This is a genomic window from Enterobacter sp. YSU (genome assembly GCF_016082135.1).
GTDB classification, from domain to species: domain Bacteria; phylum Pseudomonadota; class Gammaproteobacteria; order Enterobacterales; family Enterobacteriaceae; genus Enterobacter; species Enterobacter hormaechei_C.
Window position 1 is genome coordinate 2,427,448 of sequence record NZ_CP059487.1, and the last position, 12,384, is coordinate 2,439,831.

At 57.0% G+C, this 12,384-nt stretch carries 11 protein-coding genes and 1 riboswitch; of the genes, 6 read left to right on the forward strand and 5 right to left on the reverse strand.

Going from position 1 to position 12,384, the window contains the following annotated elements:
* Positions 1–9 precede the first annotated feature (9 nt).
* On the forward strand, positions 10–378 hold the full coding sequence (gene folB, locus H2Z33_RS11840) for a bifunctional dihydroneopterin aldolase/7,8-dihydroneopterin epimerase (RefSeq protein ID WP_017384032.1): 369 nt from the start codon (positions 10–12) through the stop codon (positions 376–378).
* A gap of 106 nt (positions 379–484) precedes the next feature.
* The gene (bacA, locus tag H2Z33_RS11845; protein WP_003862545.1) at positions 485–1,306 is read left to right on the forward strand and encodes an undecaprenyl-diphosphate phosphatase; all 822 of its coding nucleotides are present in this window, start codon (positions 485–487) and stop codon (positions 1,304–1,306) included.
* 13 nt (positions 1,307–1,319) lie between these two features.
* On the opposite strand, the gene H2Z33_RS11850 is transcribed toward bacA, so the two are convergent.
* Entirely contained in the window at positions 1,320–2,561 is a 1,242-nt protein-coding gene (locus tag H2Z33_RS11850) for a multifunctional CCA addition/repair protein (protein WP_023304444.1), read from the reverse strand.
* Positions 2,562–2,621: 60 nt separating this feature from the next.
* Positions 2,622–3,242, reverse strand: a complete 621-nt coding sequence (locus H2Z33_RS11855; protein WP_001303390.1) for a TIGR04211 family SH3 domain-containing protein — start codon at positions 3,240–3,242, stop codon at positions 2,622–2,624.
* A 237-nt stretch (positions 3,243–3,479) separates the two neighbouring features.
* Between H2Z33_RS11855 and H2Z33_RS11860 the strand changes: the two genes are divergently transcribed.
* The 3 genes from H2Z33_RS11860 to hldE are packed head-to-tail and all read left to right on the forward strand — an operon-like array spanning position 3,480 to position 9,129.
* A complete protein-coding gene (locus H2Z33_RS11860; RefSeq protein ID WP_032669211.1) occupies positions 3,480–4,781 on the forward strand; it encodes an inorganic triphosphatase in 1,302 nt (433 codons plus the stop codon).
* Positions 4,782–4,802: 21 nt separating this feature from the next.
* Positions 4,803–7,658 carry a bifunctional [glutamate--ammonia ligase]-adenylyl-L-tyrosine phosphorylase/[glutamate--ammonia-ligase] adenylyltransferase gene (gene glnE, locus H2Z33_RS11865; RefSeq protein WP_063136158.1) on the forward strand — a complete coding sequence of 952 codons (2,856 nt, stop codon included), beginning with the start codon at positions 4,803–4,805 and terminating at the stop codon, positions 7,656–7,658.
* A 40-nt stretch (positions 7,659–7,698) separates the two neighbouring features.
* On the forward strand, positions 7,699–9,129 hold the full coding sequence (gene hldE, locus H2Z33_RS11870) for a bifunctional D-glycero-beta-D-manno-heptose-7-phosphate kinase/D-glycero-beta-D-manno-heptose 1-phosphate adenylyltransferase HldE (protein WP_032672014.1): 1,431 nt from the start codon (positions 7,699–7,701) through the stop codon (positions 9,127–9,129).
* A gap of 77 nt (positions 9,130–9,206) precedes the next feature.
* Here the strand turns inward: hldE and ubiK are convergent, their stop codons facing one another.
* Positions 9,207–9,503, reverse strand: coding sequence for a ubiquinone biosynthesis accessory factor UbiK (ubiK, locus tag H2Z33_RS11875; protein ID WP_000566823.1), 297 nt, complete (start codon positions 9,501–9,503; stop codon positions 9,207–9,209).
* A gap of 120 nt (positions 9,504–9,623) precedes the next feature.
* Positions 9,624–9,774, forward strand: a riboswitch (FMN riboswitch).
* A 105-nt stretch (positions 9,775–9,879) separates the two neighbouring features.
* On the opposite strand from ubiK, the gene ribB reads away from it, so the two are divergent.
* Positions 9,880–10,533, forward strand: coding sequence for a 3,4-dihydroxy-2-butanone-4-phosphate synthase (gene ribB, locus H2Z33_RS11880; protein WP_015571897.1), 654 nt, complete (start codon positions 9,880–9,882; stop codon positions 10,531–10,533).
* Positions 10,534–10,577: 44 nt separating this feature from the next.
* Here ribB and H2Z33_RS11885 read toward each other — a convergent pair whose 3' ends face one another.
* Complete coding sequence (locus H2Z33_RS11885; protein ID WP_047741505.1) at positions 10,578–11,639, reverse strand: fimbrial protein; 1,062 nt, start codon at positions 11,637–11,639, stop codon at positions 10,578–10,580.
* Complete coding sequence (locus H2Z33_RS11890; RefSeq protein ID WP_032672012.1) at positions 11,623–12,384, reverse strand: molecular chaperone; 762 nt, start codon at positions 12,382–12,384, stop codon at positions 11,623–11,625. The genes H2Z33_RS11885 and H2Z33_RS11890 overlap by 17 nt, the downstream gene beginning before the upstream one ends.

The window sequence follows — 12,384 nt, forward strand, 5'->3', positions numbered from 1 at the left end:
CAGGTCGTGATGGATATTGTATTTATAGAGCAACTTTCGGTAATCACCACAATTGGTGTTTACGACTGGGAACAGACCATCGAGCAGAAACTGGTGTTCGATATCGAAATGGGCTGGGACAACCGCAAGTCAGCAAAAAGCGATGATGTGAATGACTGTCTGAGCTACGCCGACATCAGTGAAACGGTCATCGCCCATGTGGAAGGGCAACGTTTTGCGCTGGTAGAACGCGTGGCGGAAGAGGTAGCAGACCTGCTGCTGAGCAGATTTAACTCCCCATGGGTGCGCATTAAGCTAAGCAAGCCGGGAGCGGTGGCGCGCGCCGCCAATGTAGGCGTGATCATCGAGCGTGGCACAAATCTGAAAGGAAAGATTTAACGTCATAATAGCTAAACCATTTTAGGTTATATCGGTCTTAAAGCTGTATCTTTCACGGTTGTCCGCGTGGGACACCGTTTTTTTATATCTTTTTAGGGGTTTATAGATGAGCGATATGCACTCGCTGCTGGTGGCGGCAATACTGGGTGTGGTCGAAGGATTGACGGAGTTTTTGCCGGTGTCCAGTACGGGCCATATGATTATCGTTGGCCATCTCCTGGGCTTTGAAGGCGATACCGCAAAGACGTTTGAGGTGGTTATTCAGCTGGGCTCTATCCTGGCGGTGGTCGTGATGTTCTGGCGACGTCTGTTTGGTCTGATCGGTATCCACTTCGGGCGTTTGCCGCAGCGTGAAGGAGAGGGCAAAGGGCGCCTGACGCTGATTCATATTCTGCTCGGGATGATCCCGGCGGTGGTGCTGGGGCTGGTGTTCCACGACACCATTAAATCGCTCTTCAACCCGATTAACGTGATGTACGCGCTGGTTGTCGGCGGCTTCCTGCTGATTGCCGCCGAAGTGCTGAAGCCAAAAACCCCGCGTGCGGAAGGTCTGGACGATATGACGTATCGCCAGGCGTTTATGATTGGCTGCTTCCAGTGTCTGGCGCTGTGGCCGGGCTTCTCCCGTTCAGGGGCAACCATTTCCGGCGGGATGCTGATGGGCGTGAGCCGTTACGCGGCGTCTGAGTTCTCGTTCCTGCTGGCGGTGCCGATGATGATGGGTGCCACCGCGCTGGATCTCTACAAAAGCATCGGCTTCCTGACCGTGGGCGACATTCCGATGTTCGCCGTGGGCTTTATCACCGCCTTTATTGTGGCGTTGATCGCCATCAAAACCTTCCTGCAACTGATTAAGCGTATTTCGTTTATTCCGTTCGCGATCTACCGCTTTATCGTCGCGGCTGCCGTGTACGTGGTCTTCTTCTGATGACCGACCGCCCTCAGTCTTTCGGCTGAGGGCAACGTTTTTCCTTCCACGCTGCAACTGCATCAATCCGCCGCTTCGTCAGCTCTTCGCGGATCGCCGGGCCTTTAAACCCTGCCTCCACCACCTCTTTTGTTGGCACCGCTTTCGCTACGTCCCACGCCTCACGCAGCAAACGACCCTGCGGATAATCGGACGCTTCAAACCCGGTGCGGCCGCGCACGTCGGCTTCGCTGGTCAGCGCAATTTGCTCCACGCGCTGCGGTTTGCGCCAGGCGTCGATGTTATCAAACAGCCTGACGATGGTGGCGGGTTTCAGGATCGGGAAGGTGTGGATCAGGTCGTGAAACTCGGCCACCAGTTTTGCCAGATCGCGAATGTCATTCGGCACGCGCAGGCGCTGGCAAAGCCCTTCAACCAGCTTCACGCCAGCCGGACCGTGCCCGTGGTGGCGTGGCCACAACTCCTTTGGCGTTAACCCTTTGCCGAGGTCATGGCAGAGGGTGGAAAAGCGCACGTCCACCTCCGGGCTGAGCATGGCGGCCATGCTCAGCGTCATCAGGGTGTGAATGCCGGTATCAATTTCCGGGTGCCATTTCGCCGGGGCGGGCACGCCAAACAGCGCGTCTATTTCCGGGAACAGCACTTTCAGCGCCCCGCAGTCGCGCAGAACCTGGAAAAAGACCTGCGGATTACGGGTAGTCAGGGCGTTTTCGGTCTCTTTCCAGACGCGTTCTGGCGTCAGGTGTTCCAGCTCGCCCGCGTCGGTCATAGCCGTCATCAGCGCCATCGTCTCGTCGGCGATGCGGAAGCTGAGATGGGCATAACGGGCGGCAAAACGCGCCACGCGCAGTACGCGAAGCGGATCTTCAGAAAAGGCGGGGGAGATATGGCGTAAAAGACGGTCACGCAGATCGTTCTGGCCGCCGTAGACATCGATAATATGGCCGTTTTCGTCCTGCGCCAGGGCATTAATGGTGAGATCGCGGCGCAGTAAGTCCTGCTCCAGCGTCACATCCGGCGCGGCATAGCAGGTGAAGCCGGTATAACCGGAACCGGATTTCCGTTCGGTACGCGCCAGGGCGTACTCTTCCCGGCTTTTCGGATGGAGGAACACAGGAAAATCGCGGCCTACCTGCTGGTAGCCCGCGTCAATCATCGCTTCGGGCGTGGCACCGACCACGACCCAGTCTTTATCTTTGACCGGCAGACCTAATAACGCATCACGTACCGCACCACCGACCAGATAACTCTTCACGCCAACACTCCCGTTTTCTCTTTTCGCAAGATGATACGTAAGTGTGGCAGAGAAGACGAGTTAGTTCATCCAGCGGTCTTTACGTTTACGGCTTGGAATAAGGTGAGGAAGCACCAGACCCAGCACCAGACCGACGCCCAGCACCCCGCCGCCATACATAAACCACTGCATGATGATGGTGCGTTGTTTGTCATCCAGCTGTAGATTCGCGGCGTTCACTTTCTTCTGCGCGACGATGAGCTCATTTTTCAGCTTCTGATTTTCATCTTTCAGACCGGCGATCACGCTGTCGCTTTGCGCCACTTTCTGCTGCATCTCTGCGGTGCGCTGGTTCCAGGTGCCGTCAATGTTGTTCAGCTTATCGGTCAGGGTTTTCACCTGATTTTCCAGATCCGGCACGCGGGTGCGCAGGCTCGGCACCGTGCTCAGCTCTTTCAGCGGGATCCATGAGGTGCGGCCAGAGCTGTCACGAACCTGACCGTAATTGGTGTCTGCATTGGTTTGCAGCAGAGTCACTTCCTCGCCGGCATTTACCGTACCCACGAGGCGATAATTGTCTCCAGGGCCGCTGCGTACCCAGGTATTCAGTTCATCAGAAACGTAACGTTTCTCTTCAGCGTGGACCGCGGTTGCGGCGCTAAAAGCGAGTAAAGTAAGTCCAATCAGGCGTAATTTAAGCATATCAGTCGTTATTTTCATAAAAAGTGGAACGATAGTAGTGGTATCAGTGTCGCTACGCAAAGGATTCATCATCAATCGGAATCATCTGTGTCATGATTTCCACCGCTTTAAACTTTTACGCCCGTCAAATTGCTCATTGCGTGGCAATTTGGCGCAAAATACTATGTACTGACAAACAAATGGCGAGGAAGTTCGCCTTCATCGACGCGTCTGTGACGCACGCAAAAGTACAAGGCTATGGCACAAGAGATCGAATTAAAGTTTATCGTCGAAAAAGACAGCGCTGACGCGCTCCGCCAGCATCTGAATACGCTGTCCGGCGAGCACCATGAACCCGTACAGCTGCTCAACATCTATTACGAAACGCCGGACAACTGGCTGCGCAACCACGATATGGGCCTGCGCATCCGGGGTGCGAACGGGCGCTACGAGATGACGATGAAAATCGCCGGTCGCGTGGTGGGCGGTTTGCACCAGCGTCCGGAATACAATATCGACATCAGTAAGCCAGAACTTGAGCTGGATCGTTTTCCGGCGGAAGTGTGGCCGGAAGGGACGCTGCCCGCAACGCTGTCGGCAGAGGCGCAACCGCTGTTCAGCACCGATTTCTGGCGCGAAAAATGGCTGGCGACGGAAGGCAAGAGCCGCATTGAGATCGCGTTCGATCGGGGTGAAATTAAGGCGGGTGAAGAGCAGGAGCCGATCTGCGAATTGGAACTCGAACTGCTGGAAGGCGAGGCGAGCGACGTGCTGAAGCTGGCGCACAAGCTGGTGAACCAGCCTGGCCTGCGTCAGGGCAGCCTGAGTAAAGCGGCACGCGGCTATCACCTGGCCGCCGGGAATGCGCCGCGCGTGCTGCGAGAAACCCCGATTCTGCGCGTTGTGCCGAAAGCCTCCGTTGAGCAGGGCATGGAAGCGGCGCTGGAGCTGGCGCTCTCTCAGTGGCAGTACCACGAGGAGCTGTGGGCGCGTAACGTGAAAAATGCCAAAAAACAGGTGCTGGCCGCTATGGGGCTGGTGCGTCATACCCTGACGCTCTTTGGCGGCATTGTACCGCGTAAAGCCAGCACTCACTTACGTGATTTGCTCACTCAAACCGAAACGCTGATGCTTTCCGACGTGTCGGCACAAACGGCGATCTACAGCCCGCAAAACGCCGGCGCGAAACTGGCGCTGACCGAGTTTCTGGTGACGCGCGGCTGGCGCACGTTCCTCGATGCGAAAGGGCAGACCAAAATCGCGGAAAACTTCAAACGTTTTGCGGATATCCACCTCTCCCGTCACGCGGCCGAGCTGAGAACCACCTTTGCGCATCCGCTGGGCGACCAGTATGGCGATCAGCTTCCCCGCCTGGCGCGTAACATCGACAGCATGTTGCTGCTGTCAGGTGCGTATGAGGGCGTGAAGGCGCAGGCCTGGCTGGAGAACTGGCAGGGGCTGAAGCATGCCATCGAGACCCGTCAGCAGATCGAGATCGAGCATTTCCGCAACGAGGCCATTTCGCAGGATCCGTACTGGCTGCACAGCGGAAAACGTTAATTCTGGCAAGGAACCCCTGATATGCCGCTTTCTTCGCAGTTACAGCAGCACTGGCAGACCGTTTGCGAACGCCTGCCTGAGTCGTTACCCGCGTCATCGTTAAGCGAGCAGGCGAAAAGCGTGCTCACGTTCAGTGATTTTGTGCAGGAGAGCGTCAGCGCCAACCCGGACTGGCTGGCAGAGCTGGAAAGCGCGCCGCCGCAGGCTGACGAGTGGCGGCATTATGCTGGCTGGCTGCAAACCGCGCTGGCAGAGGTGGCAGACGAAGCCACGCTGATGCGCGTACTGCGTCAGTTCCGCCGCCGGGTGATGGTACGCATTGCCTGGGCGCAGGCGCTGGAGCTGGTGAGCGAAGAGAGTACCTTGCAGCAGTTGAGCGAGCTGGCGCAGACGTTGATTGTCGCCGCGCGGGACTGGCTCTACGCCGCCTGCTGTAAAGAGTGGGGCACGCCGTGCAGCGAAGCCGGGGTTCCGCAACCGCTGTTGATTCTGGGGATGGGCAAGCTGGGCGGCTGCGAGCTTAATTTCTCCTCAGACATCGACCTGATTTTTGCCTGGCCGGAGAACGGCTCCACGCGCGGCGGTCGTCGCGAGCTGGACAACGCCCAGTTCTTTACTCGCCTGGGGCAGCGGCTGATTAAGGCACTGGATCAGCCCACCCAGGATGGTTTTGTCTACCGCGTGGATATGCGTTTGCGTCCGTTTGGCGACAGCGGTCCGCTGGTGCTGAGCTTTGCCGCGCTGGAAGATTATTACCAGGAGCAGGGTCGCGACTGGGAGCGTTACGCGATGGTCAAAGCGCGGATCATGGGTGACAGCGACGATGCCTGGGCCAACGAGCTGCGCGCCATGCTGCGCCCGTTTGTGTTCCGCCGCTACATCGACTTCAGCGTGATCCAGTCCCTGCGAAATATGAAAGGGATGATTGCCCGCGAGGTGCGTCGCCGTGGCCTGAAGGACAACATCAAGCTCGGCGCGGGCGGTATTCGTGAGATCGAATTTATCGTCCAGGTCTTCCAGCTGATACGCGGCGGGCGTGAACCTTCTCTGCAATCCCGCTCGCTGCTGCCGACCCTGAGCGCTATCGAGCAGCTGCATCTGCTGCCGGAAGGCGATGCGCAAACGCTGCGTGACTCTTATCTCTTCCTGCGTCGTCTGGAAAATTTGCTGCAAAGTATCAACGACGAACAGACCCAGACGTTACCGGGCGACGAGCTGAACCGGGCGCGTCTGGCCTGGGGGATGCGGGTGGATGACTGGGCGGCGCTGGCGCAACGGCTGGAAGCGCATATGGCGGGCGTGCGCCGCATCTTTAACGATCTGATCGGCGACGACGAAAGCGAATCGCAGGACGATGCGCTCTCCGAGCACTGGCGCGAGCTGTGGCAGGACGCGCTCCAGGAAGATGACACCACGCCGGTGCTGGCGCACTTAAGCGACGATGCCCGCCATCGCGTGGTGGCGCTGATTGCCGATTTCCGCTTCGAACTGAACAAACGCGCCATTGGCCCACGCGGTCGTCAGGTGCTGGATCATCTGATGCCGCATCTGCTGAGCGATGTCTGCTCCCGCGAGGATGCGCCGGTGCCGCTGTCGCGCATGATGCCGCTGCTGAGCGGGATCGTCACGCGTACCACTTACCTTGAACTGTTAAGCGAGTTTCCCGGCGCGCTGAAGCACCTGATTTCTCTCTGCGCCGCCTCGCCGATGGTGGCGAACAAGCTGGCGCGTTATCCGCTGCTGCTGGACGAACTGCTCGACCCGAATACGCTGTATCAGCCGACGGCGACGGACGCCTACCGCGACGAGCTGCGTCAGTATCTGCTGCGCGTACCGGAAGAGGACGAAGAGCAACAGCTTGAGGCGCTGCGTCAGTTTAAGCAGGCGCAGATGCTGCGCGTGGCGGCGGCAGATATCGCCGGCACCCTGCCGGTAATGAAAGTGAGCGATCACTTAACGTGGCTGGCGGAAGCGATCATCGACGCGGTTGTCCATCAGGCGTGGGTGCAGATGGTGGCCCGCTACGGGCAGCCGAAACACCTTGCAGAGCGCGAAGGCCGCGGTTTTGCGGTGGTGGGTTACGGCAAGCTGGGCGGCTGGGAGCTGGGCTACAGCTCCGATCTGGATCTGATTTTCCTCCACGACTGTCCGGCAGACGTCATGACCGACGGCGAACGTGAGATTGACGGGCGGCAGTTCTACCTGCGTCTGGCCCAGCGCATTATGCACCTGTTCAGCACCCGCACCTCATCCGGCATTCTGTATGAAGTGGATGCGCGTCTGCGCCCGTCCGGCGCGGCAGGCATGCTGGTCACCTCGACGGAGGCTTTCGCCGACTATCAGAAGAACGAAGCCTGGACGTGGGAGCATCAGGCGCTGGTGCGCGCCCGCGTGGTATACGGCGATCCGCAGCTCAAAACGCAGTTTGATGCGATCCGCAAGGCGGTCATGACGACCCCGCGCGAGGGCAGTACGCTGCAAACCGAAGTGCGGGAAATGCGGGAGAAGATGCGCGCGCACCTTGGCAACAAACATCGCGATCGCTTTGATATTAAAGCCGATGAAGGCGGCATTACCGATATCGAGTTTATCACTCAGTACCTGGTGCTGCTGCACGCGCACGATAAGCCGAAGCTGACCCGCTGGTCGGATAACGTGCGCATACTGGAACTGCTGGCGCAGAACGACATTATGGATGAGCAGGAGGCGCAGGCATTAACCCGCGCCTACACCACGCTGCGTGATGAGTTGCACCATCTGGCCTTACAGGAACAGCCGGGCCATGTGGCGCTGGACTGTTTCACCGATGAACGCGCGCAGGTGACCACAAGCTGGCAGAAGTGGCTGGTGGAACCGTGCGTAACAAAACAAGTGTGATATTATCGCGCGCAAATTGTGAATCTTTCTGGAGTCAGGAATGAAAGTAACACTGCCAGAGTTTGAACGTGCTGGAGTTATGGTTGTCGGTGATGTGATGCTGGATCGCTACTGGTATGGGCCGACCAGCCGTATCTCTCCGGAAGCGCCGGTGCCGGTAGTTAAGGTCGACACCATTGAAGAGCGTCCAGGCGGCGCGGCAAACGTGGCGATGAACATAGCCTCGCTGGGCGCGCATTCGCGTCTGGTGGGCCTGACCGGCATTGACGATGCGGCGCGTGCCCTGAGTCAGTCGCTGGCGGACGTGAACGTGAAGTGCGACTTCGTTTCTGTTCCGACCCACCCAACCATCACCAAGCTTCGCGTCCTGTCGCGTAACCAGCAGCTGATCCGCCTCGATTTCGAAGAAGGATTCGAAGGCGTTGATCCTGAGCCGCTACACGAGCGTATTAGCCAGGCGCTGGGTAATATCGGCGCGCTGGTGCTGTCTGATTATGCCAAAGGCGCGCTGGCGAGCGTGCAGACCATGATCCAGCTGGCGCGTAAAGCCAGCGTACCGGTGCTGATCGATCCGAAAGGCACCGATTTCGAGCGCTATCGCGGCGCAACCCTGCTGACGCCAAACCTCTCTGAGTTCGAAGCGGTGGCGGGCAAGTGCAAAACTGAAGAAGAGCTGGTTGAGCGCGGCATGAAAATCATCGCTGATTTCGAGCTGTCTGCGCTGCTGGTGACCCGTTCCGAGCAGGGCATGACGCTGCTGCAACCGGGCAAGGCGCCGCTGCATATGCCAACCCAGGCGCAGGAAGTGTACGACGTGACCGGTGCCGGTGATACGGTGATTGGCGTGCTGGCGGCGACGCTGGCGGCGGGTAACTCCCTGGAAGAAGCGTGCTACTTCGCGAACGCCGCGGCGGGCGTGGTCGTTGGTAAACTCGGGACCTCCACCGTTTCGCCAATCGAGCTGGAAAACGCGGTGCGTGGGCGCGCGGATACCGGCTTTGGCGTCATGACCGAAGAGGAGCTGAAAGTGGCCGTTGCTGCCGCGCGCAAACGCGGTGAAAAAGTAGTGATGACTAACGGCGTGTTCGACATCCTGCATGCGGGTCATGTCTCGTATCTGGCGAATGCGCGTAAGCTGGGCGATCGCCTGATTGTGGCGGTCAACAGCGATGCCTCAACCAAACGTCTGAAGGGTGAAACGCGTCCGGTGAACCCGCTGGAGCAGCGCATGATCGTGCTCGGCGCGCTGGAAGCGGTGGACTGGGTGGTCTCATTTGAAGAAGACACCCCGCAGCGCCTGATTGCCGGGATCCTGCCTGACCTGCTGGTGAAGGGCGGCGATTACAAACCAGAGCAAATCGCAGGTAGCGAAGAGGTCTGGGCGAATGGCGGTGAAGTGATGGTGCTCAACTTTGAGGACGGGTGTTCAACCACCAACATCATTAAGAAGATCCAGAAAGACAGTCAGTAAAAAACGGGCCAACAGGCCCGTTCGTTTTTCACCCTCTCCCTGTGGGAGAGGGCTGGGGTGAGGGCATCAGGCCGCACTTATGCCTGGTCATCCACCGGTGGAATAGCTGGCGCTGGCTTCACTTCTTCCGGCGCATTGCGGCTCTCCAGCTCGCTCAGACGCTGTTCCAGCAGCGCCAGTTTCTCGCGGGTGCGCAGCAGCACCTGAGTCTGCACATCAAACTCTTCGCGGCTGACTAAATCAAGGCGAACCAACTGTGCCTGCAACGTCTGGCGGATTTTCTTCTCAACGTCATCACCAAACTCACGAATACCTTTCGGCATGGACTCATGAACCTGACGCGCGATCTGCTCAATTTTCTTTGGGTCAATCATTGTCGTTTCCCTTGATAAAAAGGTGTTAGTGCCTATTGTAGCGCGTCATGCCGTGGGTTAAACAAAATTGTTTGAAGCTTATGCATTGCCCAGGGTAATCAATAGCGTTATAGTTATCTCGCTTATTCTCAGGGCGGGGCGAAATTCCCCACCGGCGGTAAATCAGCTTAACGCTGAAAGCCCGCGAGCGCTTTGGGTGAATTCTCAAAGGTCAGCAGATCCGGTGTAATTCCGGGGCCGACGGTTAGAGTCCGGATGGGAGAGAGTAACGATCCAGTCGGGCATGGCCCGCTCACGTTATTTTTTTGCCGCTAGTACGGCGCTCCTAAGACTGCCCTGATTCTGGTAACCATAAAGTTAATGAGGTTTTTTTACCATGAATCAGACGCTACTTTCCTCTTTTGGCACTTCAACTCAACGTGTTGAACATGCACTGGATGCACTGCGCGAAGGCCGCGGTGTGATGGTGCTTGACGATGAAAACCGTGAAAACGAAGGCGACATGATTTTTGCCGCCGAGAACATGACCGTTGAGCAGATGGCGCTGACCATCCGTCACGGTAGCGGCATCGTATGCCTGTGCATCACCGAAGACCGTCGCAAGCAGCTTGATCTGCCGATGATGGTTGAAAACAACACCAGCGCCTTTGGTACCGGCTTCACCGTGACCATTGAAGCAGCGCATGGCGTAACCACCGGTGTGTCGGCGGCTGACCGCCTGACTACCGTGCGTGCAGCGATTGCTGATGGTGCGAAACCATCCGATCTGCACCGCCCTGGTCACGTCTTCCCGCTGCGCGCGCAGCCGGGCGGCGTGCTGACCCGTGGTGGTCATACCGAAGCGACCATCGATCTGGTGACGCTGGCTGGCTTCAAACCCGCAGGCGTGCTGTGCGAACTGACCAACGATGATGGCACCATGGCGCGCGCGCCGGAGTGCATCACCTTTGCGCGACTGCACAATATGCCAGTGGTGACGATTGAAGATCTGGTTGAGTACCGCCGGGCGCACGAGCGCAAAGCCAGCTGAACATGCTGATGTGAAAAAGCCGGGGAAACCCGGCTTTTTTGTTTCTAGTGGTAGTTAATTTTGAACAATACTACGGTTTCGAACGGCCCGGACTGAATCGCTTTCCCTTCTTCCCGTGAAAGTTCAGCCGTGTAGTTTTGCTCAACATTCATAGTATCGCCTGTAAAATCGGCGTACTCCTTATACTGGTTGAAGGTGTGAGGCTCCGTTCCGTTAAGAATACGCAGCTTTAATCCATTCCCTATCAGTACCGCGGTGTCGTCTGCGCTAAGCGTTTCGGTTGTGTAAAACGACGAGTCCATCTTAAATCCGTCCGAGCACTGGGCATCCTGCACTTTGGTGGTTCGTATTGAAAACGTGCGCATACGCGTCTGCTGATTCACAATGTCGCGCGCGCTGAAGGCGCCGAAGTCGATCTCCTGATTTTCAGGGAAAATGCTAAACGTCGCTCCACAATCAAGCACCGTAATGTTTTGCAGTCCGTTGATGTGATACTTGAGGTTCTTCGCGTCGGCCATCTGATTAACGCCACCCTTACCGTCAAACTGCACAACGATGTAATCGCTGAGCGAACTGACATAACCATGTGGCGGCATAGTCTTAATTCTCACGAAAAGTCGTAATCGGGTGACGAACGTGCGTGAAATATGGATATCATCCGGATTGCCGGAGCAGATGCGATCCTCCCAACCCATCTGGCGGATTTGATCCGAGGTGTAAATGGTGATGTTATTGTTGTCCAGGCACTGGCGGGTATCCACGCCGTTGGGCTGGCCTGTAGCATCGTAATCTATGCCTTCATAGGTTACGCCCAGTTCATAATAGGGATCGGTTGCGGCAGGATAAGGGTTCACCCATGCAAAGACATCTTCCGGCTCAAAACTGCTCGTGACGTTGTTGTCACACGTCACCGGAATTCTAATGTCGTCAGACTCCCATATTTTTTGGCCAACCTGAGCGTTGCTGGGGATCGCAAAAGGGGTGATCGTTTTTGTCTCCTCGACGGGGCCGCCAGATCCACCCAGATAGCAGTTAAGCGCCAGCGCGTCTTTCAAAGGCAGCGCTGAAAGCAGCAGTGTAAACAGCAAACTAGCGAGCTTTTGCATCTTTATCGATTTTCCGTTCGGTAAGTTTACATTGCGCCATTCCGGTGCACTGCACGTCGACTTTTTTTAGGGCGCCGTAATCGTCGATATAGCCGATGCTGTAATAACTACCGTGGTAATTACCGGTAGAGGCGGTTGCCGTGGCGAAAGGCGCAATCATCAGACTGTCAAAACCCGGCAGCATGGTTTTGGCATTTTTGCTCAGCCACGCCAGCGTGATGTAATACGGCGTAGGGTTGTGGACCGTGAGCCCTTTCGCGTTGGCGGTAATTTCCATTCGCATTTCAGCCAGTTCGCCGGATTTTTTGCTAATCGCTTCCGGACGCCAGAACAGCTTAATTCGGCTTTGCATGGCAACCTGCATCACGCTGCGCTCCTCGCTGGCGCTGATGCTTTTTGGCGGTACTTCACGCAGGTTGAAATAAAACAGCGATTCCCTGTCTTTTGGCAACTGGCGGGTGGCGGCTTGTTTAACAATTCTTACCTGCGACGAGGTGCCCGCTTCGATACGTTGAATGGGGGGAAGAGCCATAAAGTGCGTATCTTCTTTTTGCCCCTTTTCGTCTTCAATCCAGGAGAGGGCCAGATAAGGTAAAGCCTTGCTCTGGTTGTCCACTTTCAGGCTGCTGGCCTTGTCGCTTTCTGGAAAAACAATGCGCGTGCGGTCCAGATTAATGGCCGCATGGGTGGTAAATGCTGTGCTGATTAGCATCAGGCACAGGCTTTTAATCGGCGTTAATTTCAT

What these genes read in the sequence shown, in the direction of transcription:
- folB (WP_017384032.1), top strand. Translation starts at nt 10, where the DNA reads ATGGATATTGTATTTATAGAGCAACTTTCGGTAATCACCACAATTGGT.
- bacA (WP_003862545.1), top strand. Translation starts at nt 485, where the DNA reads ATGAGCGATATGCACTCGCTGCTGGTGGCGGCAATACTGGGTGTGGTC.
- H2Z33_RS11855 (WP_001303390.1), bottom strand. Translation starts at nt 3,242, where the DNA reads ATGCTTAAATTACGCCTGATTGGACTTACTTTACTCGCTTTTAGCGCC.
- H2Z33_RS11860 (WP_032669211.1), top strand. Translation starts at nt 3,480, where the DNA reads ATGGCACAAGAGATCGAATTAAAGTTTATCGTCGAAAAAGACAGCGCT.
- glnE (WP_063136158.1), top strand. Translation starts at nt 4,803, where the DNA reads ATGCCGCTTTCTTCGCAGTTACAGCAGCACTGGCAGACCGTTTGCGAA.
- hldE (WP_032672014.1), top strand. Translation starts at nt 7,699, where the DNA reads ATGAAAGTAACACTGCCAGAGTTTGAACGTGCTGGAGTTATGGTTGTC.
- ubiK (WP_000566823.1), bottom strand. Translation starts at nt 9,503, where the DNA reads ATGATTGACCCAAAGAAAATTGAGCAGATCGCGCGTCAGGTTCATGAG.
- ribB (WP_015571897.1), top strand. Translation starts at nt 9,880, where the DNA reads ATGAATCAGACGCTACTTTCCTCTTTTGGCACTTCAACTCAACGTGTT.
- H2Z33_RS11885 (WP_047741505.1), bottom strand. Translation starts at nt 11,639, where the DNA reads ATGCAAAAGCTCGCTAGTTTGCTGTTTACACTGCTGCTTTCAGCGCTG.
- H2Z33_RS11890 (WP_032672012.1), bottom strand. Translation starts at nt 12,384, where the DNA reads ATGAAATTAACGCCGATTAAAAGCCTGTGCCTGATGCTAATCAGCACA.